We start from the raw sequence: 24,470 nt of genomic DNA, 5'->3' as shown, positions 1-24,470 counted from the left end.
GCGCCAGTATGAGCTATATCGTTGCATTGACCGGAGGTATCGGAAGCGGCAAAAGTACCGTTGCCGAAAGCTTCAGCCGTCATGGCGTAAGCATTGTCGATGCAGATATTATTGCCCGTCAGGTTGTAGCTCCGGGTGAACAGGCTCTGGAAGAGCTGGGCAAACGATTTGGCAAAAGTATCATTCTTGACGATGGCTCACTGAATCGCCCGGCGCTACGGGAACGTATTTTTAGTAATCCGCTTGAAAAAGAATGGGTTAATAAATTATTACACCCTATTATTCACGCCCGGACAAAGCACCTTATCGCGCAAGCCGATACGCCTTACGTGCTTTGGGTAGTGCCGTTACTGATTGAAAACGGATTGCAAACGCAGGCTGATCGCGTTCTGGTGGTGGACGTCGAGCCACAAATTCAGCTTTCCCGCACCATGTTGCGCGACGGCATTGACCGCCATCAGGCTGAAAGTATTATTGCCGCGCAGGTGAGCCGTGAAAAACGCCTGGCCTGCGCGGATGACATTATTGATAACAGCGGAGATCCTCAAACGATCGAAACGCGTGTTGCCCAATTACATCGCTGCTATCTGAAACTGGCAGCGGGCGAAAACAGACAGGATATTGCCAAGCATGACTGATGTAGCTGCAACCGTTCTTTTTGAACATCCTCTGAATGAAAAAATGCGTACCTGGTTGCGTATCGAATTCCTGCTACAGCAGATGCACGCAAATGCACAAATTACTGCTGCGGCTTCAGCCCTTCTGTTCTTCCGCACCGCGTCTGATTTACTCGACGTGCTGGAGCGCGGAGAAGTCCGCACCGATTTGCTGAAAGAACTGGAACGCCAGCAACAGAAATTATCCCAATGGCAGGATGTTCCTGGGGTAGATGCGTCGCGAATTGACGGATTGCGTGCCGAACTGAAACAGTGCGCTTCCGTATTGATGAAAGCACCGCGAATCGGTCAGGCGCTGAAAGAAGATCGTCTGATTGCTTTGGTTCGTCAGCGTCAGAGTATTCCCGGTGGTTGCTGTAGTTTTGATTTGCCGACGCTTCATATCTGGCTTCATCTGGCTCAATCTCAGCGCGACAGCGAAGTCCAGAACTGGCTTGAAACACTGGCGCCACTCAACAACTCACTCACGATGGTGCTGGGTTTAATTCGCCAGTCCGGCGCTTTTCGTAATCAAATCAGCCTGAATGGTTTTTTCCAAGATAACGCAGAAGGTGCAGATCTGTTACGCTTGCGCCTCTCGTTGGAAAACCTGCTTTATCCGCAAGTTTCCGGGCACAAAACCCGTTATGCCATCCGCTTCTTACCGTTAGACAGCGAGCATGGCGTGGTTCCGGCACGACTGAATTTTGAACTTGCCTGCTGCTAGGAGTTGCAAATGGATCCTGAAATTATTGAAGTAAATTGCCCGACGTGTAACAAGACGGTGGTCTGGGGCGAAGAAAGCCCTTACCGTCCTTTTTGTTCCAAGCGCTGCCAGCTTATCGATCTCGGTGAGTGGGCCGACGAAGAGAAACGCATTCCGAGCAAAGGGGATGTGAATGATCTGGATGACTGGAGCGAAGAAGAGATTTCACACTGATATCTGTAAGATGTCGCATTTAGCAAATGTTAAAAAGGGGCGTGGCCCCTTTTTTGTGGGCGCCCTGATGCTCAGAAAATCAGAATTCGTTGTTTTTTAAGGCGCTTACGACAGCTTCGTTGGCGGGAGGAAATTCTTCCGCTTTCAGTTCTGACTGCTTAACCCAGCGCTTTGGTTGCCCTTCTTTTCCATATGGCTCGCCCTGCCACTCTTCAACCAGAAAGAAGTAAAGCATGATAATGCGATCCGGAAATCTGTGTTCAAGCGTTTTCAGCAAAACAGGTGCTTTCGCTTCAATGCCCACTTCTTCCTGCAACTCACGAATGACAGCCTGCTCAGGCGTTTCACCCGCTTCTATTTTACCGCCCGGAAATTCCCAGAACCCCGCCATGTGTGAAGACGCATCACGTTGAGTAATAAAGATTTCTTTACCAGAATTCCGGATAATACCGGCTGCGATATTCAGCTGTTTAAGCGTCACTTTTCCACCTATTGACTGACTATAATGACTGTCTTATATAAGGATTTTTACACAAAAATAAAGGCGGTGATTAGCCGCCTTTAAGATTAACACGATGACTTAGCCTGAGATCTTACTTTTGCAGGCGGCCATGGCATTGTTTGTATTTCTTACCGGAACCACATGGGCAGAGATCGTTACGGCCGACTTTACGCTCGCCAGATGCGGCAAGACGTGCAGCTTCAGCTACTTCAATTTCTTGCTGATCCTGATGGCTCAGCTGCTGCTGACGGGCCAGATGTTCGGCTTCTTCGCGGCGCTGAATTTCCATTGCTTCGATTTCTTCAGGCATACGAACCTGAACTTTGCTCAGCACGCTGACCACTTCGTATTTCAGTGATTCCAGCATGGCGGCAAACATAGCAAAGGATTCGCGTTTGTATTCCTGCTTAGGATCTTTCTGCGCATAACCCCGTAAATGGATGCCCTGACGCAAGTAGTCCATCGCGGCCAGATGCTCTTTCCATAGGGAATCAAGCGTTTGCAGCATCACGCCTTTCTCGAAGTTACGCATCATTTCTGCGCCAACCACTTCTTCTTTACGGGCGTAAGATTCTTTCGCGATTTCCATAATACGTTCGCGCAGGGTTTCTTCATGCAATTCAGGCTCTTTATCCAGCCATTCTGCAATCGGCATTTCCAGCTCGAAATCTTGTTTCAGGCGATCCTGAAGACCCTGAACATCCCACATTTCTTCCAGAGACTGCGGCGGAATGTAGCTGTCGATAGTTGCTTTGAACACGTCCTCACGGATGCTGGCGATGGTTTCACTGACATCAGACACGTCCAGTAATTCGTTACGCTGGCTGTAGATCGCACGACGCTGATCGCTGGCGACATCATCGTATTCCAGCAATTGCTTACGAATATCAAAGTTACGGCTTTCAACTTTACGCTGAGCATTGGCAATCGCTTTGGTCACCCAAGGGTGCTCAATCGCTTCGCCCGGTTTCATACCTAATTTACGCATCATGCTCGACACACGGTCAGACGCAAAGATACGCATCAGGGCATCTTCCATAGACAGATAGAAGCGTGATGAACCGGCGTCACCCTGACGGCCTGCACGGCCGCGAAGCTGGTTATCAATACGGCGTGATTCATGACGCTCAGTACCGATAATGTGCAAACCGCCGGAAGCCAGAACCGCATCGTGGCGAATCTGCCAGGCTGCTTTGATTTCTGCGATTTTCTCGTCGGTTGCTTCTTCACCGAGGTTTTCAACTTCAACCTGCCAGCTGCCGCCCAGCACGATATCGGTACCACGACCGGCCATGTTGGTTGCGATGGTTACTGCGCCTGGCTGACCAGCCTGGGCGACGATATCTGCTTCTTTAGCGTGGAACTTGGCGTTCAGTACGCTGTGCGCAATACCCGCTTTAGTCAGTTCATTAGAAACGACTTCGGATTTCTCAATCGAAATGGTACCCACCAGAACCGGCTGGCCTTTGGCAGTACACTGACGGATATCTTCGATAATCGCGCCAATTTTTTCCATTTCGGTCATGTACACCAGGTCGGCCATGTCTTTACGCACCATAGGGCGGTTCGTTGGCACAACGATGGTATCCAGTTTGTAAATGGAGCTGAATTCGAACGCTTCAGTATCCGCAGTACCGGTCATACCGGCCAGTTTTTCATACAGACGGAAGTAGTTCTGGAAAGTGATAGAAGCCAGCGTCTGGTTTTCGTTTTGAATATCAACGCCTTCTTTCGCTTCCACTGCCTGGTGCAAACCATCAGACCAGCGACGACCCTGCATGGTACGACCTGTGTGTTCGTCAACGATGATAACTTCACCGTCTTTCACGATGTAATCGACATCTCGGGTGAACAGCACGTGCGCGCGCAGTGCAGCGGTGACGTGGTGCATCAGCATAATGTTGGTCGGGGAATACAGAGATTCCCCCTCTTCCATAATGCCTGCCTCAACCAGCATCTCTTCGATCAGAACCAGACCGCGTTCGGTCAGATGAACCTGACGTGCTTTCTCATCCACGGAGAAGTGGCCTTCACCCTGGAAGGTGTCGGAATCTTCTTTTTCCTGACGGATCAGTTTAGGGATCAGTTTGTCCACGCGGGTGTACATCTCTGAGCTGTCTTCTGCCGGACCGGAAATGATCAGCGGAGTACGTGCTTCATCGATCAGGATCGAGTCAACCTCATCCACCAGCGCGTAGTGCAGTTTGCGCTGAACGCGTTCTTCAGGGCTGAAAGCCATGTTGTCGCGCAGGTAGTCAAAGCCGTATTCGTTATTTGTACCGTAAGTGATGTCGGCAGCGTAAGCAGCGCGTTTAGCCGGAGAAGGCATGCCTGGCAGGTTAATACCGATGCTCAGACCGAGGAACTCAAACAATGGACGGTTATTTTCGGCGTCACGCTGGGCTAAGTAGTCGTTGACGGTCACAACGTGAACGCCTTTACCGCTCAGTGCGTTCAGGTAAGCCGGCAGCGTTGCGGTCAGCGTTTTACCTTCACCGGTACGCATTTCCGCGATGCAGCGCTCATTCAGCACCATACCGCCGAGTAACTGGACGTCAAAGTGACGCATACCGAAGACACGCTTACTGGATTCGCGAACCACCGCAAAGGCTTCCGGGATCAGAGTCTCCAGGACTTCGCCTTTCGCCAGACGCTCACGGAACTCATCGGTTTTAGCTCGCAGTTGTTCGTCGGTCAGCTTTTGAATTTCAGGTTCCATGCGGCCGATAAGGTCCACAACTTTACGCATACGGCGCAGTGTACGATCGTTACGGCTACCAAAAACTTTGGTCAATAATTTGATTAACATGATGCTTAATATCTCTTGGAGGCCATTAAATGCAGCCACTAATTTATTGATTTATAGATAGAGTTTAAATTTACAGTCTGTTAAATCAGGAAGGCCGGGCCGGCACGAATGCCTTGCACCTGTGCTAACCACAGTCCGGTTTGATGCGATGAAGAGAAATTCAGGAAAGGTTGTTGCGTGTGACGGATGATAACAGGCGGTTTGGACTCATGCGTCAGTAATGCATTCAGGGTCACCAGCAGCGCAAGTTGCTGTACGTGAAGAGGTTCTGCTTGCTGCGCGGCAATTTCAGGTTGAGCTGCGGTGTAAACCACCTGCGGCGCCAGCGCAAAAGAAAGATGACGGATGACCGTGCGCAGTGCATGCTGCTGCCAGTAATCCACACCGAAAGACGGGCGGCGATTTGCCTGGAGCAACGCGAGGTTACTCAGCCCTGTACTGCCGATGTTAAGTCGGTTTAGACTTGAGGACGTATTGGGAACCGCAGGCAGTTCCGTTTGCGAGAGGTTCGTTGACACGCCAAGGCTCGCCGCTACCATCCCCAACAGGAGATGCGGCCAAAAATACCTTCTGCCAAATTGTCGCCAACGATTTAGAATACCAATCACAAGTTTACAATCCGCCGGAGCCCATCATGCGCGATAGCCGCCCACAATTATTAGATATCCTGTTCGATGATGCCTCTTCCACAGAGCAAAGCCCGCTGCGTATTGTTCAACAGCGTGCTGCGGCGTTATTAAAACTTAACCGCGCAGTGAAAGGTCTGTTACCGGCGCCCATGCAACCATGGTGTCGTGTCGGTAATTATCGACAGGGAGTTTTAGTACTTGAGATAGCTAATGCCAGCTGGATGATGCGCTTACGCTATGAACAACCCGCATTACTCTCTGCACTTCGAGCGCAAATTCTACCATCATTGTCGTCAATCGACATCAGGATTAATCCTTCGCTTATGGCGAAAATGGAAAATGCGTCGCAGATTGCGGTTAAAAATAAAGCGATCACATCTGAATCGATGCCGGTCAGACATTTGAGTGCGCAGAGTGCGGAAGAATTACGGGGACTGGCGAGCCGTAGCCCGGAAAAACTCAGAAAGGCATTAGAACGACTGGCTGAATTGGCCGGAGAGGGTGCCAAAACAACCAGTCGTAATAAGTAATGATATCAGTACCGATTACGCCAATACTGTGGAAGGTGCTTTAAAAGCCAGAGGCATTTCAGCTTCATCCTGGAAGGTTACTAATTCCCAGGCTTCCTGCTTAGCCAATACCGCTTGCAATAACTTGTTGTTCAACGCATGGCCAGACTTGAATGCGGTAAACGCACCAATGATGTTATGCCCACACATGAACAGGTCACCGATAGCATCGAGCATTTTGTGACGAACGAACTCATCTTCAAAACGCAGGCCATCTTCGTTAAGCACACGGTAATCATCCACAACAATCGCGCAATCAAAGCTGCCACCCAGGCACAAACCACGTGACTGCAGGTACTCGATATCACGCATAAAACCAAAAGTACGTGCGCGGCTGATTTGGCGAACAAATGCTTCTGCGGAGAAGTTCATTTTGTAACGCTGTGAACTGGAATCAATCGCCGGGTGATTAAAGTCGATAGTGAAGTCCAGAGAGAAACCATTGAATGGTTTGAACTCCGCCCACTTATCACCGTCTTCAACACGCACAGTTTCTTTGATGCGCAGAAATTTCTTCGCGCTGTTCAGTTCTTCGATCCCAGCGTCCATCAACAGATAGACGAAAGGCGCGGCGCTACCGTCCATAATCGGCACTTCAGGCGCATCGACTTCGATAACAATGTTATCAATGCCCAGGCCCGCTAATGCCGCATTAAGGTGTTCAACCGTAGAAATGCGTACGTCATGCTCATTGACCAGGCAAGTACAGAGCATGGTATCACGCACGGATTTTGCATCTGCCGGGAAATCAACCGGTGGATTCAAGTCAGTGCGACGATAGATGACCCCGGTATTTGCCGGTGCAGGACGCAGAGTCAGGGTGACTTTCTTGCCGGTATGCAAACCGACGCCCGTCGCCTGAACGATACGTTTTAATGTACGTTGTTTGATCATCGTATTTATCTCGCAATGTTATCCATCCAACCGACCTAAGCTTACCTTAAGATCGGTGGGACAGTTTAGCACAAAGAGCGGAGATCCTACAATTCGGACTAGTCTGCCTGCTTACGCAGGAAGGCCGGGATGTCCAAATAGTCGGGCTCTTTATTAGATTGCGCGCTTTGATCATTCACCACTTTAGCCGCTGGCTTGGTTTCCTGCGGCAACGGAGACATCCCGTGCTGCTGGTAACGGTGATCCATCACTGGCTGGCTGGCTGGCTTGTTGGTCACCAAAGTGATCTCAGGACGTTTGTCCATGCCGATGCCGGTCGCAACCACGGTAACACGCAATTCGTCATTCATTTCCGGGTCAAGGGAAGTACCGATAACTACGGTGGCGTTGTCAGAAGCGAAAGCACGGATAGTGTTACCCACAGTTTCGAATTCATCCAGACGCAGGTCGAAGCCCGCTGTAATGTTGACCAGTACGCCGCGCGCGCCGGACAAGTCGATGTCTTCCAGCAACGGGCTGGAGATCGCCATTTCAGCCGCTTCTTCAGCACGGTCTTCACCACATGCCACGCCGGAACCCATCATGGCATAACCCATTTCGGACATTACGGTGCGCACATCAGCAAAGTCGACGTTCATCAGACCCGGCCGGGTGATCAGCTCTGCGATACCCTGTACCGCACCTTTCAGCACGTCATTGGCCGCACCGAAAGCGTCCAGCAGAGAGATACCGCGACCCAGAACTTTCAACAGTTTGTCGTTCGGGATAGTGATCAGGGAGTCCACATGCTTGGACAGCTCAGCGATACCCTGCTCCGCGAATGCCATACGCTTCTTGCCTTCAAAGTTGAAAGGCTTAGTCACGACAGCAACGGTCAGAATACCCAAATCTTTTGCAACTTCAGCTACCACTGGCGCAGCACCGGTACCGGTACCGCCGCCCATGCCCGCTGCGATAAAGACCATGTCAGCACCTTCAAGCGCAGCGCGCAGGGCTTCACGGTCTTCTTCTGCAGAATTGCGACCCACTTCAGGGTTCGCGCCAGCACCCAGACCTTTGGTAATACCGCTACCGATCTGAATTGTCTGGCCTACAGCCGTTTTACGCAACGCCTGGGCGTCTGTGTTAACGGCAAAGAATTCAACACCTTCGATGCGCTCACGCACCATGTGTTCGACAGCGTTACCGCCGCCACCGCCGACGCCGATGACTTTAATCACCGCGTCGTTGGTCAGTTCCATAGGTTCAAACATAGTTTCTCTCCGTTTTGTGCCTGTCGCGTCGGGATCAAAAACCATAACAGCATGATCCCGTTGTTAAAACATTAAAACTCTTTTCTCAGCCAGCTGTTGATTCTTTTGAACCAGTTGCCCACTGAGGCGCGTTTTTCCACTTCGGCCTCACCGCTCAGGTGAGACTCTTTTCCATAGTGCAGCAGCCCTACAGCCGTTGAGTAGTAAGGTTCCTGCGCATAATCTGTCAGCCCTGTGATGTTCAGAGGTTGCCCGATACGCACCTGGGTATGGAATACCCGCTGCGCACAAGCTGCCAGACCATCAATTTGTGCTGCGCCGCCTGTCAAAACAATACCGGCGGCCAGATGATGTTTTACGCCTTGCTGACGTAACTGCTCCTGCAATTGCAAAATTTCGTCGTTCACTAGATTCAGCAATTCTGTATAACGAGGCTCGATGACTTCAGCCAATGTCTGACGTTGCAGACTGCGCGGAGGGCGTCCGCCTACGCTCGGCACTTCGACGTTTTCGTCTTTGCCGACAATCGAACCTAATGCACAACCGTGGCGAACCTTGATAGCTTCGGCATCGGTCGGTGGCGTTCCAAACGCATAAGCGATGTCGCTGGTGACCACGTTCCCTGCATAAGGGATAACCTTAGTATGACGTAGTGCGCCGCCGGTATAAACCGCGATATCCATGGTTCCACCACCAATATCGACGACACAGACTCCTAATTCGCGCTCATCTTCGGTCAGAACCGCATAACTGGCAGCCAGACCGGCAAAAATCAGCTGGTCAACTTTCAGGCCACAGCGTTCAACCGCTTTCACAATGTTCTTCGCCATATCGTTATGGCAGGTAATCAGGTGAACTTTTGCCTGCATACGCACGCCGGAAAGTCCGACAGGGTTTTTGATCCCTTCCTGATAATCAATGGCGTATTCCTGAGGGATCACATGCAGAACACGATGTTCGTCACGTACGCGTACCGACTTCGCGGTATGCACAACGTTCTCTACATCTTCCTGCGTGACTTCCTCTTCTGAAATAGGAACCATCCCTATTTCATTCTGGCAACTGATATGTTTACCAGACAAAGCAAGGTAAACAGAGGAAATCTGGCAATCCGCCATCAGTTCAGCCTGATCGATGGCGCGCTGTACGCACTTCACCACCGATTCCAGATCATTCACGCCACCCTTGTCCATGCCCCGGGACGGGCAACTGCCCACACCGATAATATTGACCATGCCATCGGGCAGAACTTCCCCCACCAATGCGGCGACTTTTGCCGTACCGATTTCCAGCCCAACTACCAGTTTTCTGTCCGTCGACTTGATCATTGTTGTTTAGCCTGTGCCTGATTCTGTTGCTGATTACTGTTTTGCTGGTCAATAAACTCCGGAGCCCAACCTACCGACGCACCGCTGTCATAACGTAAATCGACATACGTAATGCGTTTTTTATCGGCTTCAGCCTGTTGCTGGAATCGCGGGTAAAGCTCGATAAAACGTTGTAAACGCCCCATCCGGTCATCTCTCCCCAATTCCAGCCGGACGTCGCTATCCAGAGTTAACTGCCACGAGTGACGCGCACTCATTGCTACTGCCTTCAGCGTGAATTTCCCGGCGGCCAGCGCCTGGCTCATCGTTTGAAAGCCCTGCAAAACATCCTGTTCGCTGCCTTCCGGACCGTAAAGCAACGGCATTTTCTGTTTGACCACACGTTCAGCGGGTATGCTGAATGATTTGCCATCGGCATCAACCATATGCAGATCATTCCAGTGTGCGACCGGCACATACTCCACCAGGTGAATCTTCAATTCATTCGGCCATTGCTTGCGGACGCTGACCTGTTTTATCCAGGGTAAACGTTCAATCTGCTGCTGAATGACGTTTACATCCTGCGTCATGAACGTTCCCGGTGCCCCTAAGGACAGAATCGCCTGACGAATATCATCGTTGGTCGTGTAATGACGTTCTCCCGTAACCACAAGCTGAGACAACGGCAACCGGTTCGCATCCTGCATCCAGCCAATAACGGCCCACGCACTCCATAAAATAGTTCCTACCACCAACAGCAAGAACACAATCCCTGCCAGCTGGCCACCGTTACTGCGACGGCCGCTGTTGCTCTCGGCCGTCTCACGCTCTCGGGTATTCAGGGCGGCTTGAGACATATCAGTCAGCCAAAGCCAGAATACGGAAAACGAGTTGCGGGAAGCTCAGCCCGGAATGTTTAGCCGCCATCGGCACTAAGCTGTGGCTGGTCATTCCTGGCGAAGTATTCACTTCCAGCAAATTAAAGCTGCCGTCACCATCCTGCATCACGTCAACACGCCCCCAGCCACTGCAATCGAGTGCCTGATAAGCCTGCAAGGCCAGCGCAGATAACTGTTTTTCCTGCTCCTCGCTTAAACCGCTCGGGCAAAAATACTGTGTTTCGTCAGAAAGATACTTCGCCTGATAGTCATAAAACGTTCCGGCTGGCTGGATGCGGATTGATGGCATAACCTGATCGCCCACGATAGCTACCGTGTATTCCGGGCCACTTAACCATTTTTCAATCAGTACGTTATCGTCATGACGGAAGCCTTCCTGCAGGGCTGGCAACAACTCTTTTTCCGTTGTCACTTTGCTCATGCCGACGCTCGAACCTTCGCGGCTCGGTTTGACGATAACCGGCAGGCCTAATTCGGCGATTCTTGCCGCCAGAGCGCCCTGCCCTGCTTCTTCAATTTGTGAACGATGCAACGTCACAAACGGGGCAACCGGCAAACCCAGCGCCTGCCACACCAGTTTGGTGCGGAATTTATCCATGGTCAGTGCGGAAGCCATCACGCCACTGCCGGTATACGGCAGGCCGATTTGCTCGAGCAATCCTTGCAACGTACCGTCTTCACCGCCGCGGCCATGCAGCGCGATAAAGACTTTGCTGAACCCTTCTTCTTTAAGAAGCGCCACGTTGAATGTTTTGGTGTCGATGCCATGCGCATCCACACCTGATTCGCGTAAACCTGCCAGCACGGCAGCGCCGGACTGCAATGACACATCGCGTTCTGCGGAAGTACCCCCCAACAATACCGCTACTTTCTCAGACATGATGTTCTTCACCTTTTTTCACTGGCTGCAACTTTTGATCAGCCAATTTTCGGGCCACTTTGCCAACGTTACCGGCACCCTGCACCAGCACTAAATCGTCACCTTCGAGGATCTGCGCCAGACTTTCAGGTACTGCGTCAATATCAGAAACCAGAATAGGATCCAGCTTGCCTCGCGCACGAATGGTGCGGCATAACGAGCGGCTGTCGGCACCCGGAATTGGCGCTTCACCTGCCGGGTAAACGTCGAGCATGATCAGCACATCGACCTGAGACAGCACATTCGCGAAGTCGTCGTACAAATCGCGGGTACGCGTGTAACGGTGAGGCTGGAAAATCATCACCAGACGCTTGTTCGCCCAGCCCGCGCGCGCAGCTTTGATTGTCGCATCCACTTCTGTCGGATGGTGACCGTAGTCATCAACCAGCATTGCGCTTCCGGTTTTTCCGTTTACATTTTCCAGCGCGAAATCGCCCAGGAAATCAAAACGACGACCCGTTCCCTGGAAGCCTTCCAGCGCACGCAAAATTGCGTCATCGCTGATACCTTCATCTGTCGCAACAGCAACGGCCGCAGCGGCATTCAGGGCGTTATGTCGGCCCGGTGCGTTCAGGGTTACGCTGATCAGCGGCAGATCCTGACGACGTATCGTAAAGTGCCCCTGCGCGCCAACCTGACGGTAATTTTCGATAATGACATCCGCATCTTCGCTGAAACCGTAGGTCGTCATATGGCGGCCTACACGCGGGATCAGCTCACGGATCACCGGATCATCAATACACATCACCGCACGTCCGTAGAACGGCAGATTGTGCAGGAAATTTACAAACGTCTGTTTCAGGTTTTCAAAATCGCCCTGATACGTATCCATGTGATCCGCTTCGATGTTGGTCACAATCGCCACCATCGGTTGCAGATGCAGGAACGACGCATCGCTTTCATCCGCTTCTGCAATCAGAAAACGGCTGGAACCCAGACGCGCATGTGTTCCGGCTGCTTTAACCAGTCCGCCGTTTACGAAAGTCGGGTCCAGCCCGGCTTCTGCGTAAATACTGGTGACCATCGCCGTGGTCGTGGTTTTACCGTGTGTCCCTGCCACGGCGATGCCGTGACGAAAACGCATCAGTTCTGCGAGCATTTCCGCACGACGAATAACCGGGATGCGCGCTTCACGGGCGGCAACAATTTCCGGGTTATCGGAAGAGATTGCCGTCGAAACCACCACCACGCTGGCATCCAGCACATTCTCCGGGCGGTGATTGAAATAAATTGTCGCGCCCAGTGCAGTCAGTTGCTGAGTGACCGCGTTCGGCGCTAAGTCAGAACCGCTAATCTGATAGCCTTCATTGGCCAACACTTCGGCGATACCACCCATGCCGGCACCACCGATGCCAACAAAGTGAATGTGCCGGACACGATGCATCTCGGGCACGAAGGTACGCAGTTTCGCCAATTGTTGTGTATTCACGTTTTTATTCACTATTTCAGGTTACTGATTAATCCGTTTCTTACGGCTGGGACCACGCTTCGCATGGCCCGTTCAATTTCATTTTTTACTGGCGGCAACCACTTCTGCGGCTACACGTTCTGTCGCATCAGGAATGGCGGCGGCACGCGCAGCTCTTGCCATTTCCATCAGATGGGTTCTGTCCCATCCGGCCATCAGGTCAGCGACGGCGGCGGCACTAAAATCTTTCTGCTCAATAATCTTTGCAGCACCGGCTTTTTCAAGCGGCAATGCGTTCCAGTACTGCTGGCGGTCTTTATGCTGGAATGGCACAAAAATGGCCGGCAAACCTGCGGCAGCAATTTCACTGACCGTTAACGCGCCGGAGCGGCATACCACCACATCCGCCCAGGCATAAGCCGCTGCCATGTCATCAATGAATTCGGTCACTTTATGCTGAGTCTGACCGGCTTTTTCGTAAGCCTGATTCACGGACTCCAGCGCGCCTTTACCGACCTGATGCCACAACGTAATTTTTTCGCCCATCAGCGCTGCCACTTCCGGCATGGTCTGATTCAGTACCCGCGCGCCCTGACTTCCGCCAATGACCAGCACACGGATTGGTCCTTCGCGCCCGGCCAGACGGGTTTGCGGTAATTCCAGCGCCAGCACATCGGTGCGCACCGGATTACCGACCACGGCCGCATTCGGGAATGCGCCGGGAAACGCCTGTAATACTTTTTTGGCAATGTGCGACAAACCGCGATTGGTCATGCCCGCAATACCATTTTGTTCATGCAGCACCACCGGAATACCCAGTGACCATGCCGCCAGACCGCCGGGGCCGGAAACGTAACCGCCCATACCTAAAACCACATCAGGCTGGAAGCGCTTCATGATGGCTTTCGCCTGGCGCCAGGCATGATATATGCGAACAGGGGCAGTGAGTTGCGCTTTCAGACCTTTCCCACGTAATCCTGAGATTTTAATGAAATCAATCTCGATGCCATTCTTTGGCACCAAATCCGCTTCCATTCGGTCTGCGGTGCCCAGCCAGCGAACTTCCCAGCCTTGCGCCATAAGATGATGTGCGACGGCCAGACCGGGGAAAACGTGCCCGCCGGTACCGCCTGCCATCACCATTAAACGCCGGGTATTGCCACTCATCGGGCGCTCCTTACAAACGCCTGGGCTTTTGCCAGACGCGTTTCAAAATCCACTCGCAGCAATAACACGATTGCCGTCGACATAATTAACAGACTCGAACCACCGTAACTGATGAGCGGTAAGGTCAGACCTTTCGTTGGTAGCATCCCCGCAGCGGCCCCGACGTTAACCAGCGCCTGGAAGCTGAACCACACGCCAATTGAGCAGGCCAAAAATCCGGAAAAACGCTGGTCAATCTCCAGTGCGCGACGCCCGATGGACATGGCGCGAAAAGCGACGAAGAATACCATCAACAAAGCCAAAACCACACCGAAATACCCCAATTCTTCACCCAAAATGGAGAAGATAAAGTCGGTATGCGCTTCCGGTAAATACTCCAGTTTCTGCACCGAATTCCCGAGCCCCTGGCCCCAGAATTCACCGCGACCAAACGCCATCAGTGACTGAGTTAACTGGTAGCCACTGCCAAACGGATCGGCCCACGGATTCCAGAACGACGTTACGCGGCGCATACGGTACGGTTCGGCCAGAACCAGCAACACAACGGCGAAAGCACCGGACCCGATGATGGCCAGGAACTGCCACATTTTTGCCCCCGCCAGGAACAACATCGCCAGCGTGGTAATAAACAGTACTACGACGGTACCGAGGTCAGGCTGGGCCAGCAGGAGAACCGCCAGAACCACCATTACACCCATCGGTTTACAAAAACCCCAGAAGTTGCTCCGGACTTCATCAACCTTTCGCACCAGATAGCTGGCGAGATAACAAAACAGTGACAGCTTGGAAAACTCTGCGGGCTGAATACGCAATGGCCCCAGTGAAATCCAGCGTGATGCCCCGTTAACCGAACTCCCCACCACCAGCACAACCAGCAACATCACCACGGAAAGCAGCAGCAGAACGTTACTGTATTTCTGCCAGATCGCCATTGGTACACGCAGCGTGACCAGCGAAAGCCCGAAGGCCAGGGCAAGGTAAATCGCATCACGTTTGGCAAACAAAAACGGGTCATCAGCCAGACGCTGGCCGATCGGCATCGAAGCCGATGTCACCATCACGAAGCCGATAATTGCCAGACCAAATGTCAGCCACAGCAGCGTCCGGTCATACAGCACCAGCGTCAGCGAGTCGTTTTCTTTCGACCCCATCACCCAGTCGTTAAATTTTCCGACGAGGCTCAGCCCCGGGATACGGATCCGCATTAACCCAGCTCCTTCGCCAGCGCAGTGAAAACATCACCGCGTTGTTCAAAACTGCGGAACTGATCAAGACTTGCGCAGGCCGGAGACAGTAAAACCATATCGCCTGACGCCACACGCGTGCTGATATCACGCATCGCCTGTTCCATCGTTTCAAACAGAGAAGAAACTTCAGGACGTAAATCTGCCAGCTCCGCGCCGTCACGGCCAAAGCAGTAGATGCGCAGATTATCGCCCTGCAAATATTTCGTCAGAGGCGAGAAATCCGCAGATTTCCCGTCACCGCCCAGCAGTAGATGCAATGTACCCTCAACGTGCAGGCCGTTGAGGGCTGCTTCGGTGCTACCGACGTTGGTCGCTTTGGAGTCGTTGATCCAACGGACGCCATTGTGTTGCCACGCTACCTGAAAACGGTGCGCCAGTCCGGTAAAGGTCGTCAGGGCTTTCAGGCCTGAAGCATGAGGAATGCCCACGGCATCCGCGAGTGCCAGTGCAGCCAGCGCGTTGGTATAATTGTGGCGGCCTGTCAGCGGCATTTCTTTGGTATTCAGTACTTTCTCGCCACGCACACGCAGCCAGATATCATCCTGCTGGCGTGTCAGATGGTAATCACCGACATCCACACCAAAACTCACGCAACGTTTATCAGCGCCACGCACCGGCATTGTCAGCGCATCATCAGCATTGACGACGCACAGCGCAGCGTTTTCATAAACTTTCAGTTTTGCCGCACGGTACTGCTGCAAACCAAACGGATAGCGATCCATATGATCTTCGGTCACGTTGAGGATCGTCGCGGCCGCCGCGTGCAGACTGTGCGTAGTTTCAAGCTGGAAACTGGACAGTTCGAGCACAAACAAATCGTATTCATGATCAAGCATGGTCAGTACTGGCAGACCAATGTTACCGCCCACGCCGACGCGCCATCCGGCAGCTTTCGCCATTTCGCCGACCAGCGTTGTTACAGTGCTTTTACCATTAGAACCAGTGATCGCCACAATCGGCGTTTGCGTTTCGCGGCAGAACAGCTCGATATCACCGATTATTTCCACACCCTCATCGGCGGCAGCGCTCAGTGCAGGAGTCGCCAGCGCCATACCGGGGCTGGCGATAATCAGGTCCGCATCGAGCAACCAGTCTTCATTGAGCGAACCCAGATGACGTTCAATGTTATCCGCGAGTTTATCCAGTCCGGGCGGGCTGACGCGGGTATCAATAACACGCGGCATCACGCCCCGTGCCACAAAGAAATCAACACAGGACAGGCCGGTAAGACCCAGCCCGATGATGACCACTTTTTTACCCTGATAGTCAGCCATAATTACCGCACCTTCAGCGTCGCCAGGCCAATCAGGACCAGCATCAGCGAAATAATCCAGAAGCGCACGATGACGCGCGGTTCCGGCCAGCCTTTAAGTTCGTAGTGATGATGGATCGGCGCCATACGGAAAATGCGCTGACCACGTAACTTAAAGGACCCGACTTGCAAGATGACCGACAGTGTTTCAACCACGAACACACCGCCCATAATCACCAGTAAGAATTCCTGACGCAGCAACACGGCGATAGTCCCCAGCGCACCGCCCAGAGCCAGTGAACCGACATCACCCATGAAAACTTGAGCCGGATAGGTGTTGAACCACAGGAAGCCAAGACCGGCGCCGACAATGGCGGTACACACGATCACCAGTTCACCCGCGTGGCGAAGGTAAGGAATGTGCAGGTAGCTGGCAAAATTCATGTTACCGGTCGCCCAGGCCACCAGCGCAAAGCCAGCTGCGACGAACACGGTTGGCATAATCGCCAGACCGTCTAAACCATCGGTCAGGTTAACGGCGTTACTGGTTCCGACAATCACGAAGTAGCTCAGCAGGATATACAGCAGCCCCAGCTGCGGCATGACGTCTTTAAAGAACGGCACTACCAGCTCAGTGGCTGGCGTGTCTTTCCCGATGGCATACATCGTGAAGGCGGCGGCAAGTGCGATAACTGACTGCCAGAAGTATTTCCAGCGGGCGATCAGACCTTTGGTGTCTTTACGGACGACTTTGCGGTAGTCATCGATAAAACCGACAACACCGTAGCCCAGCAGAACAAACAGCACGCACCAGACATACGGGTTAGACGGGTAAGCCCACATCAGGACGGAAATTGTGATGGATGCCAGGATCATCAGGCCGCCCATCGTTGGCGTCCCGCGTTTGCTGAAATGCGATTCCGGGCCGTCGTTACGGACAACCTGACCAAAAGACATTTTTTGCAGACGGGCAATCATCCGTGGTCCGATCCACAAAGACAGGAACAAAGCAGTCAGCAGGCTGACAATGGCGCGAAACGTCAGGTAGGAAAAGACGTTGAAGCCGGAATAATATTTGACCAAGTGTTCGGCCAGCCAAACTAGCATGTTGCATTCTCCTGTAACGCGCGTACTACCTGCTCCATTGCGGCACTACGTGAACCTTTAATCAAAACGGTAATTACCGCGTGTTCAGACAGTAAGCTCGTTAAACGGGCCGTCAGGGCTGCCTTATCCTCTAAATGCTCACCACATCCGCTGGCATCACTGATGATGCGGCTGTCGTGACCAATACTGAATACTTTATCTATACCTGATGCACGGATCGCTTCGCCGACCTGACGGTGACAGCTTTCGCTTTCAGCGCCCAGTTCAGCCATATCGCCGACGGCCATCACGCGGTAGCCCGGCATTTCTGACAACACTTGTGCCGCTGCGGTCATTGAACCGACGTTCGCGTTATAGCTGTCGTCGAGCAGGGTTTTGCCTTCGCTAAGCGCAATCGGGAACAAACGTCCTTTGACGGATTGCAGGGTTTTCAGGCCAGCACGCACGTTTTCAAGCGAAGCGCCGACAGACAGCGCCAGCGCAGCCGCAGCCAAAGCGTTGGCAATGTTGTGGCGTCCCGGCACCGGCAACGAAACATCAATGCTGCCTTTTGGTGAATGCAGAGTGAAAGCGGTGTTCAGCGGGCTGAGTCTGACGTCGGTCGCGTTGAAATCGATGCCCTCATTCTTTGCAGAAGAGAACTGCCAGACGGTTTTACCGGTCAGTTTGTGCTGCCAGTTTGCCCAGTCATTACTCTCAGCGTTGATCACCGCGATACCGTTTTCCGGCAAACCTTCAAAAATCTCGCCTTTTGCGCGGGCAACGCCGGCCAGCGAACCAAAACCTTCAAGATGAGCCGCAGAGAGATTGTTGATCAGCGTAGTCTCAGGACGTGCCAGCGCGGTGGTATAGGCGATTTCGCCCGGATGGTTTGCGCCCATCTCAATAACGGCAAAATCATGCTCTGCGGTCAGGCGCAGTAACGTCAGCGGTACGCCGATGTCGTTATTGAAATTGCCTGCGGTGTACAGGACGTTACCGCACTCACGCAAAATCGCCGCGGTCATTTCTTTCACAGAAGTCTTGCCGGAGGAGCCGGTCAGGCCGACCACGCGGGCAGGAACCTGCTGGCGAACCCAGCCGCCGAGTTGACCCAGCGCAATGCGGGTGTCAGCGACAACTAACTGAGGGACCTCCACCGGTAAGCGCTTACTTACCAACAAAGCCCCTGCACCCGCATTAACGGCATCTGCCGCAAAATCGTGGGCATCGAATTTTTCGCCTTTCAGCGCGACAAATAAACAGCCTTCGGTGATCTGACGGGTATCCGTCGTCACGCTGTCAATTTGTGTATCCGCGCCGACAAGTTCAGCGTTAAGCGCGTCGGCCAGAGTTTGCAGAGAAACGCGGATCATGCGATCACCCCCAGCAAACGTGCGACAGTCACCCGGTCGGAGTAATCAAGACGCTGATTTCCCACCAGCTGATAATCTTCATGGCCTTTGCCGGCAATCAGAACGACGTCGTCTTCCTGCGCCTGCATGATGGCGCTGGTTACCGCTTCCGCACGACCATGGATTTCCTGCGCACGGCCAGCATCAAGCAATCCGGCAAGAATATCCGCCACGATGGCGCGAGGTTCTTCGCTGCGAGGGTTGTCATCGGTCACAATAACGCGATCGGCGAATTGTTCGGCAATCCCACCCATCAGAGGACGTTTGCCTTTATCGCGATCGCCACCGCAACCGAACACGCACCACAGTTGCCCTTTGCAGTGCAGACGGGCAGCTGCCAGCGCTTTTTCCAGCGCATCCGGCGTATGTGCGTAATCGACAACGGCGGTCGGTTTACCCGGCGCGTTGAAGACCTCCATACGCCCGCAAACAGGTTGTAACTGGGAACCCGTCGCCAGCAATTGTGCCAGCGGATAATCAAGGGAAAGCAGAGTCGCCAGTGCAACCAGCAGATTGCTGACATTGAACGCGCCCATCAGGCGGCTCTCCAGCTTGCCTTCGCCCCAGCTTGAATCGATATTTACCGTCGCGCCGTTGTCGTGATAGTTCACGCTACGGGCAACCAGCCAGCGGCCTTTCCAGCCCGCCGGGATTTTGTCTTCCATGCTGACCGCAACGGAATCCGGGGTTTTCGCCAGCCAGCGCGCCCCGACTTCATCGTCAGCATTGATAATTTTCTGACCGACCGGATGCGAGGAGAAGAGCAGCCATTTGGCTTCTTCGTAGCTCTGCATGTCACCGTGGTAATCCAGATGATCGCGGCTCAGGTTGGTAAACGCAGCGGCAGCAAACGGCAGCGCGGCTACACGATGCTGCACCAGCCCGTGGGAAGAGACTTCCATCGCGGCGAAGGTGGCACCCTGTTTCACTAAATCAGCCAGAATATGCTGGACCTGAACGGCAGAACCGGTGGTGTTTTCCGCCGGAACCACGTTATCGAGCAGGCCATTCCCCACGGTACCCATCACCGCACTGGTTTCGCCCAGCAGCTGGCTCCACTGCGCCAGCAGTTGTGTGGTAGTGGTTTTACCGTTGGTGCCTGTCACGCCAACCAGACGCAATGATTTGCCTGGCTGCTGATAAAAACGTCCTGCCAGTTCGGAAAGCAGGACGTTGAGATCCTCAAGATAAATCACCGGTACACCATGCATCTGGCAGACCGTTCCGTGCTCTTGTTCATCTTTTGCTTCGGCCACGACGGCAGCGACGCCCTGAGCAATTGCCTGGGGAATAAAACGACGCCCATCACTGGTATGGCCTGAGACCGCGACAAACAGATCGCCAGCAGCCGCAATGCGGCTGTCTAAGATCATGTCTTTTAGCGCTACTGCCGGGGCTTCACTCACCCAGGGCGCTAAGATGTCGCGCAAATTACGATCTGCCACCTGTTGCCTCTTTTTGATTATTTACTATGTCTGCATTTTCATCGGCAGTCAGCGCGTCAGGTTCAACGTTCATGGTGCGTAATACTCCGCCCATGATGGCGCCAAACACCGGTGCGGAAACGGCCCCACCGTAATACTTCCCTGCCTGCGGATCGTTAATGACGACCACCAGAGCAAATTTTGGATTGCTGGCCGGCGCAACGCCTGCGGTGTAGGCAATGTATTTATTGACGTATTTGCCATCCGGACCGACTTTCTTCGCAGTACCGGTTTTAATCGCAATACGGTAACCCTTGATAGCGGCTTTCACGCCGCCGCCGCCTGGCAACGCAACGCTTTCCATCATATGAACGACGGTGCGCACCAGAGGTTCAGGGAACACGCGTTCGCCGGAAACCGGCGGATCAACACGTGTGATCGACAACGGACGATAAATGCCCATACTGCCGATCGTGGCATAGACTCGCGCTAGCTGGAGAGGTGTCACCATTAGCCCGTAGCCGAAAGAGAAGGTGGCCCTCTCTATGTCAGACCACCGTTGTTTTTTAGGGTATAAGCCACTGCTTTCTCCAACCAGCCCCAAATTGGTTGGTTTTCCCAATCCGAATCGCGAGTAAGTGTCTACCAGCTCTGCGGACGGCATCGATAACGCCAGTCGTGAAACACCGACGTTACTCGACTTCTGCAAGATACCCGTCACGGAAAGCTCCGCGTAACGGGCCACATCTTTAATCTCATGACCGTTGATCCGGTACGGCAGCGTATTGAGCACGCTGTTCTCACGAACCACGCCATTTTTCAACGCGGTCATGACGACCATCGGTTTAACGGTAGAACCCGGTTCGAAAATGTCAGTAATCGCGCGGTTACGCATCACGTCTTTCGGCGTATCCGGCATGTTGTTCGGGTTATAGGACGGACTATTAGCCATCGCCAGCACTTCACCCGTTTGCACATCGACCAATACCGCAGTGCCGGATTCCGCTTTGTTGAAAGCCACGGCGTTATTCAGCTCGCGATACACCAGCGCTTGCAGACGTTCATCAATGCTCAGCGCCAGATTATGTGCAGCCTGGCTGTCGACGGTGGAGATGTCTTCAATAACGCGGCCAAAACGGTCTTTACGGATGGTACGTTCACCTGGTTTACCCGTCAGCCAGCGGTCAAAACTCTTCTCAACGCCTTCAATGCCTTCGCCGTCAATGTTGGTGACGCCAATAACGTGCGACGTAACCTGCCCGGCCGGATAATAGCGACGGGATTCCTGACGCAGGGAAATACCCGGCAGCTTGAGTTTATGGACATATTCGCCAACGGCCGGATTCACCTGACGCGCCAGATACACAAAGCGGCCTTTAGGATTTGCATTGATACGTGCTGAAAGCTGATCGAGCGGCATGTTCAGCGCGTCGGCCAGTGCTTTCCATTTCGTATCAACCGTGATACCACCGCGATCGTTAATTTCTTTCGGGTCGGCCCAGATCGCATTGACCGGAACGCTCACTGCCAGGGGACGGCCTGAACGGTCGGTGATCATGCCGCGAGATGTTGGGATGGTCTGGACGCGCAGGGAACGTAAATCCCCTTCTTTGACCAGCCTGTCAGGGTTAATGACTTGCAGATAAGCCACACGCAACATCAGGCCAACCAGAGCCAGAAGGATACAGGCGCACAACAACGCAAAACGCCAGCTGATAAAGCTGGCTTGATCTTCGGGACGCTTTAACTTCGCGGTGCGTGTTGCTTTCATTAGCTGCCTGTATTCTCCGTGCGCATTTTAAGGCTGAACCACAATAATTTCTTGAGATGGATCAACGTGCTGCATCTGCAATTTCTCCGTTGCGATGCGTTCTACCCGGCTGTGATCGCCGAGAGCGTTCTCTTCGAGGATCAGGTTGCGCCATTCAATGTCCAGCGCATCCCTTTCCAGTACCAGTTGTTCACGTTGCGCCGTCAGTAAACGCGTACGATGCGCCGTGGTCACAACGAATATTGCGCTGACCAGAACGGCGATCAGCAGAATCATTGGGATCTTGCCGTTGCGAAGAATATCGCTGGCAATGACTCCCACCAGTCCGTGGCGTTCGTTGCCAATCACGCGCTCGTTCTCTCAGCAAAACGCAGAACAGAACTGCGGGCCCGCGGGTTCTCCGAAACTTCCGCTTCGGACGGCATCATTTTTCCAACAGATTTCAGCGAACGCCCACCGAGTTCAGCGATCTGCGCTTCGGTCATCGGGATACCCGCCGGAACCTGAGCGCCACGGCTGTGCTGGCGGATAAAGCGCTTCACGATACGGTCTTCCAGCGAGTGGAAGCTGATCACGGACAAACGCCCTTTTGGTGCCAGAATTTCCAGCGCGCCGTCCAGCGCACGTTCAATTTCTTCCAGCTCGCTGTTGATGTAGATACGGATCGCCTGGAAACTGCGCGTAGCCGGATGCTTATGCTTTTCACGAAACGGTGAGGCATTCGCAATCAAATCAGCCAGTTCTTTGGTACGGGTCATTGGCAATTCACGGTTACGCTCAACAATTGCGCGCGCGATACGCTTCGCGAAACGCTCTTCGCCAAACGTTTTCAATACCCAGGTGATGTCCTCTTCTTCCGCTTTCATCAGCCATTCTGCGGCTGAATAACCCCGGGTTGGATCCATACGCATATCCAGAGGTCCGTCGCGCATGAAAGAGAAGCCGCGTTCGGCATCGTCCAGTTGCGGTGAAGAAACACCCAGATCCAGCAGCACGCCATCAATTTTGCCTTCAAGGCCACGATCCCGTACATACTCTGCAAGATCGGAAAACGGTCCGTGAACAATCGAGAACCGTGAGTCTTCAATAGCTTCTGCGGCTTTGATCGCCTGTGGATCGCGGTCAATCGCCAGCAAGCGTCCGTCCGGCCCAAGCTGGGACAGAATCAAACGTGAATGGCCACCACGGCCAAAAGTTCCGTCTATGTAAATGCCGTCCTGTCGAATGTTGAGGCCGTTGACGGCTTCATCCAGCAAAACGGAAGTGTGTTTGTAGTTTTCAACCATGCTTATAATGACAAGTCCTGTAATCTCTCAGAAAGCGGTTCCTGAGACGATTGTTCAGTGTCGATGTCTTCCTTAACTTGTTGATACCAGGTCTGTTCATCCCACAGCTCAAACTTGTTGAACTGTCCAACCAGCATCACTTCTTTTGCGAGCCCGGCGTGCTGACGCAGTGTGGTTGCAATCAGTAAACGCCCGGCATTATCCATCTGACATTCACTGGCATGCCCGAGTAAAAGCCGCTGAATACGGCGCTCGACGGGGTTCATGCTCGACAGACGGGACAATTTTTGTTCGATTACTTCCCATTCAGGGAGGGTGTAAAGGAGGAGACATGGGTGATGGAGGTCTATGGTGCACACCATTTGACCTTGCGATTCTTCGCTCAGCAAATCCCGATAACGGGTGGGTACGGCAAGTCGCCCTTTGCTGTCGAGGTTAACCATCGTCGCGCCACGAAACATGACCGATCTACCCCTCTGTGACCCTTTTCACCACTTTCCCCCACAAATTCCCACAGAAAAGAGTTTACGGATGGTTTTAAAACCTTGTCAAGCCAGAGCAGAGGCGGTTTGGCAATATTTACGCAGCTAAACGAAAGCACTGCGCAGTGTAGTGAGGTGTTTTAGAGGAGGGACAGAAAATAACGTCATGATTAGTTGAAGAAATTTCGCAGGGTTAATAATTTCGTTTAAAAAAAAACCAAACTGAACATTATTTAACTATTTATATTCTTCTGCTATCTAACTCTCATTTCTTGACCGGTTTGCCATAAAAAAAATCATTCTCAATTTTTTTTTGGCTATCACTGCTAAATCATCATCATTTTGTCTGCCAGACCGCATGGCATAAGCCTTTGAGGCGTTTTAAAAACCATCAGCGTTCTTCAAAACCCATGCTGAGGGAAATTAAGCGGGGAATTCTACAGGACTTTTGCTGGCAGCATTAACGTATTTTAGAAATTGATTAGGAGGTTTATATCGGCAACGGAAGCGCGAAAACATTTCTTAATAATTCAGTTGTCTGGGAATGCTCCTAAA

General features: G+C 52.8%; 23 protein-coding genes. 4 read left to right on the top strand and 19 right to left on the bottom strand.

What is annotated here, in order from left to right:
• Positions 1 to 8 precede the first annotated feature (8 nt).
• From coaE to yacG, 3 genes are read left to right on the top strand one after another with little or no spacing between them, the layout of a single operon-like run.
• Positions 9 to 638: a dephospho-CoA kinase gene (gene coaE, locus GW579_RS10735; protein WP_165059014.1), complete on the top strand. Its 630-nt coding sequence runs from the start codon at positions 9 to 11 to the stop codon at positions 636 to 638.
• The gene (gene zapD / locus GW579_RS10730; protein ID WP_152325119.1) at positions 631 to 1,383 is read left to right on the top strand and encodes a cell division protein ZapD; all 753 of its coding nucleotides are present in this window, start codon (positions 631 to 633) and stop codon (positions 1,381 to 1,383) included. The genes coaE and zapD overlap by 8 nt, the downstream gene beginning before the upstream one ends.
• A 9-nt stretch (positions 1,384 to 1,392) precedes the next feature.
• Positions 1,393 to 1,596, top strand: a complete 204-nt coding sequence (gene yacG, locus GW579_RS10725; RefSeq protein WP_152325120.1) for a DNA gyrase inhibitor YacG — start codon at positions 1,393 to 1,395, stop codon at positions 1,594 to 1,596.
• 79 nt (positions 1,597 to 1,675) lie between these two features.
• On the opposite strand, the gene mutT is transcribed toward yacG, so the two are convergent.
• From mutT to secM, 3 genes are all read right to left on the bottom strand, one after another.
• Positions 1,676 to 2,077: an 8-oxo-dGTP diphosphatase MutT gene (gene mutT / locus GW579_RS10720; protein ID WP_165059012.1), complete on the bottom strand. Its 402-nt coding sequence runs from the start codon at positions 2,075 to 2,077 to the stop codon at positions 1,676 to 1,678.
• Between the two features lie 112 nt (positions 2,078 to 2,189).
• Positions 2,190 to 4,907 (bottom strand): preprotein translocase subunit SecA, encoded by a 2,718-nt coding sequence (gene secA / locus GW579_RS10715; protein ID WP_152325122.1) that lies wholly within the window; start codon positions 4,905 to 4,907, stop codon positions 2,190 to 2,192.
• An 80-nt stretch (positions 4,908 to 4,987) separates the two neighbouring features.
• On the bottom strand, positions 4,988 to 5,515 hold the full coding sequence (secM, locus tag GW579_RS10710; protein ID WP_165059010.1) for a secA translation cis-regulator SecM: 528 nt from the start codon (positions 5,513 to 5,515) through the stop codon (positions 4,988 to 4,990).
• Between the two features lie 26 nt (positions 5,516 to 5,541).
• On the opposite strand from secM, the gene GW579_RS10705 reads away from it, so the two are divergent.
• Entirely contained in the window at positions 5,542 to 6,066 is a 525-nt protein-coding gene (locus GW579_RS10705; RefSeq protein ID WP_165059008.1) for a DUF721 domain-containing protein, read from the top strand.
• A 15-nt stretch (positions 6,067 to 6,081) separates the two neighbouring features.
• Here the strand turns inward: GW579_RS10705 and lpxC are convergent, their stop codons facing one another.
• From lpxC to mraZ, 16 genes are all read right to left on the bottom strand, one after another.
• A complete protein-coding gene (lpxC, locus tag GW579_RS10700) occupies positions 6,082 to 6,999 on the bottom strand; it encodes a UDP-3-O-acyl-N-acetylglucosamine deacetylase (RefSeq protein ID WP_152325125.1) in 918 nt (305 codons plus the stop codon).
• 98 nt (positions 7,000 to 7,097) lie between these two features.
• Complete coding sequence (ftsZ, locus tag GW579_RS10695) at positions 7,098 to 8,252, bottom strand: cell division protein FtsZ (protein ID WP_013577005.1); 1,155 nt, start codon at positions 8,250 to 8,252, stop codon at positions 7,098 to 7,100.
• 71 nt (positions 8,253 to 8,323) lie between these two features.
• Positions 8,324 to 9,580, bottom strand: a complete 1,257-nt coding sequence (gene ftsA, locus GW579_RS10690; RefSeq protein WP_009634688.1) for a cell division protein FtsA — start codon at positions 9,578 to 9,580, stop codon at positions 8,324 to 8,326.
• Positions 9,577 to 10,416 carry a cell division protein FtsQ gene (gene ftsQ, locus GW579_RS10685; protein ID WP_152325126.1) on the bottom strand — a complete coding sequence of 280 codons (840 nt, stop codon included), beginning with the start codon at positions 10,414 to 10,416 and terminating at the stop codon, positions 9,577 to 9,579. The genes ftsA and ftsQ overlap by 4 nt, the downstream gene beginning before the upstream one ends.
• A gap of 1 nt (position 10,417) precedes the next feature.
• Positions 10,418 to 11,338 carry a D-alanine--D-alanine ligase gene (locus GW579_RS10680; RefSeq protein WP_165059007.1) on the bottom strand — a complete coding sequence of 307 codons (921 nt, stop codon included), beginning with the start codon at positions 11,336 to 11,338 and terminating at the stop codon, positions 10,418 to 10,420.
• Positions 11,331 to 12,806: a UDP-N-acetylmuramate--L-alanine ligase gene (gene murC, locus GW579_RS10675; RefSeq protein ID WP_165059005.1), complete on the bottom strand. Its 1,476-nt coding sequence runs from the start codon at positions 12,804 to 12,806 to the stop codon at positions 11,331 to 11,333. The genes GW579_RS10680 and murC overlap by 8 nt, the downstream gene beginning before the upstream one ends.
• A gap of 78 nt (positions 12,807 to 12,884) precedes the next feature.
• On the bottom strand, positions 12,885 to 13,952 hold the full coding sequence (gene murG / locus GW579_RS10670) for an undecaprenyldiphospho-muramoylpentapeptide beta-N-acetylglucosaminyltransferase (protein WP_165059004.1): 1,068 nt from the start codon (positions 13,950 to 13,952) through the stop codon (positions 12,885 to 12,887).
• Complete coding sequence (ftsW, locus tag GW579_RS10665) at positions 13,949 to 15,151, bottom strand: cell division protein FtsW (RefSeq protein ID WP_370530255.1); 1,203 nt, start codon at positions 15,149 to 15,151, stop codon at positions 13,949 to 13,951. The genes murG and ftsW overlap by 4 nt, the downstream gene beginning before the upstream one ends.
• 5 nt (positions 15,152 to 15,156) lie before the next feature.
• A complete protein-coding gene (gene murD / locus GW579_RS10660) occupies positions 15,157 to 16,473 on the bottom strand; it encodes a UDP-N-acetylmuramoyl-L-alanine--D-glutamate ligase (protein ID WP_165059002.1) in 1,317 nt (438 codons plus the stop codon).
• Positions 16,474 to 16,475: 2 nt separating this feature from the next.
• Positions 16,476 to 17,558, bottom strand: a complete 1,083-nt coding sequence (gene mraY / locus GW579_RS10655) for a phospho-N-acetylmuramoyl-pentapeptide-transferase (RefSeq protein WP_152325132.1) — start codon at positions 17,556 to 17,558, stop codon at positions 16,476 to 16,478.
• Positions 17,552 to 18,913, bottom strand: a complete 1,362-nt coding sequence (murF, locus tag GW579_RS10650; RefSeq protein WP_165059000.1) for a UDP-N-acetylmuramoyl-tripeptide--D-alanyl-D-alanine ligase — start codon at positions 18,911 to 18,913, stop codon at positions 17,552 to 17,554. The genes mraY and murF overlap by 7 nt, the downstream gene beginning before the upstream one ends.
• Positions 18,910 to 20,397, bottom strand: a complete 1,488-nt coding sequence (murE, locus tag GW579_RS10645; protein ID WP_165058999.1) for a UDP-N-acetylmuramoyl-L-alanyl-D-glutamate--2,6-diaminopimelate ligase — start codon at positions 20,395 to 20,397, stop codon at positions 18,910 to 18,912. Before murE ends, murF begins: the two co-directional genes overlap by 4 nt.
• Positions 20,384 to 22,147, bottom strand: a complete 1,764-nt coding sequence (locus GW579_RS10640) for a peptidoglycan glycosyltransferase FtsI (protein ID WP_152325135.1) — start codon at positions 22,145 to 22,147, stop codon at positions 20,384 to 20,386. Before GW579_RS10640 ends, murE begins: the two co-directional genes overlap by 14 nt.
• Positions 22,148 to 22,174: 27 nt before the next feature.
• A complete protein-coding gene (ftsL, locus tag GW579_RS10635; RefSeq protein WP_152325136.1) occupies positions 22,175 to 22,495 on the bottom strand; it encodes a cell division protein FtsL in 321 nt (106 codons plus the stop codon).
• Positions 22,492 to 23,433: a 16S rRNA (cytosine(1402)-N(4))-methyltransferase RsmH gene (gene rsmH, locus GW579_RS10630; RefSeq protein ID WP_165058997.1), complete on the bottom strand. Its 942-nt coding sequence runs from the start codon at positions 23,431 to 23,433 to the stop codon at positions 22,492 to 22,494. Before rsmH ends, ftsL begins: the two co-directional genes overlap by 4 nt.
• 2 nt (positions 23,434 to 23,435) lie before the next feature.
• Positions 23,436 to 23,894, bottom strand: coding sequence for a division/cell wall cluster transcriptional repressor MraZ (gene mraZ, locus GW579_RS10625; protein ID WP_104923345.1), 459 nt, complete (start codon positions 23,892 to 23,894; stop codon positions 23,436 to 23,438).
• Between the last annotated feature and the right edge of the window lie 576 nt (positions 23,895 to 24,470).

It is taken from the genome of Rahnella contaminans (genome assembly GCF_011065485.1).
Classification (GTDB): Bacteria; Pseudomonadota; Gammaproteobacteria; order Enterobacterales; family Enterobacteriaceae; genus Rahnella; species Rahnella contaminans.
This window is presented reverse-complemented; position numbering and strand designations above follow the sequence as displayed.

What these genes read in the sequence shown, in the direction of transcription:
- coaE (WP_165059014.1), top strand. Translation starts at nt 9, where the DNA reads ATGAGCTATATCGTTGCATTGACCGGAGGTATCGGAAGCGGCAAAAGT.
- zapD (WP_152325119.1), top strand. Translation starts at nt 631, where the DNA reads ATGACTGATGTAGCTGCAACCGTTCTTTTTGAACATCCTCTGAATGAA.
- yacG (WP_152325120.1), top strand. Translation starts at nt 1,393, where the DNA reads ATGGATCCTGAAATTATTGAAGTAAATTGCCCGACGTGTAACAAGACG.
- secA (WP_152325122.1), bottom strand. Translation starts at nt 4,907, where the DNA reads ATGTTAATCAAATTATTGACCAAAGTTTTTGGTAGCCGTAACGATCGT.
- GW579_RS10705 (WP_165059008.1), top strand. Translation starts at nt 5,542, where the DNA reads ATGCGCGATAGCCGCCCACAATTATTAGATATCCTGTTCGATGATGCC.
- lpxC (WP_152325125.1), bottom strand. Translation starts at nt 6,999, where the DNA reads ATGATCAAACAACGTACATTAAAACGTATCGTTCAGGCGACGGGCGTC.
- ftsZ (WP_013577005.1), bottom strand. Translation starts at nt 8,252, where the DNA reads ATGTTTGAACCTATGGAACTGACCAACGACGCGGTGATTAAAGTCATC.
- ftsA (WP_009634688.1), bottom strand. Translation starts at nt 9,580, where the DNA reads ATGATCAAGTCGACGGACAGAAAACTGGTAGTTGGGCTGGAAATCGGT.
- ftsQ (WP_152325126.1), bottom strand. Translation starts at nt 10,416, where the DNA reads ATGTCTCAAGCCGCCCTGAATACCCGAGAGCGTGAGACGGCCGAGAGC.
- GW579_RS10680 (WP_165059007.1), bottom strand. Translation starts at nt 11,338, where the DNA reads ATGTCTGAGAAAGTAGCGGTATTGTTGGGGGGTACTTCCGCAGAACGC.
- murG (WP_165059004.1), bottom strand. Translation starts at nt 13,952, where the DNA reads ATGAGTGGCAATACCCGGCGTTTAATGGTGATGGCAGGCGGTACCGGC.
- murD (WP_165059002.1), bottom strand. Translation starts at nt 16,473, where the DNA reads ATGGCTGACTATCAGGGTAAAAAAGTGGTCATCATCGGGCTGGGTCTT.
- mraY (WP_152325132.1), bottom strand. Translation starts at nt 17,558, where the DNA reads ATGCTAGTTTGGCTGGCCGAACACTTGGTCAAATATTATTCCGGCTTC.
- murF (WP_165059000.1), bottom strand. Translation starts at nt 18,913, where the DNA reads ATGATCCGCGTTTCTCTGCAAACTCTGGCCGACGCGCTTAACGCTGAA.
- GW579_RS10640 (WP_152325135.1), bottom strand. Translation starts at nt 22,147, where the DNA reads ATGAAAGCAACACGCACCGCGAAGTTAAAGCGTCCCGAAGATCAAGCC.
- rsmH (WP_165058997.1), bottom strand. Translation starts at nt 23,433, where the DNA reads ATGGTTGAAAACTACAAACACACTTCCGTTTTGCTGGATGAAGCCGTC.
- mraZ (WP_104923345.1), bottom strand. Translation starts at nt 23,894, where the DNA reads ATGTTTCGTGGCGCGACGATGGTTAACCTCGACAGCAAAGGGCGACTT.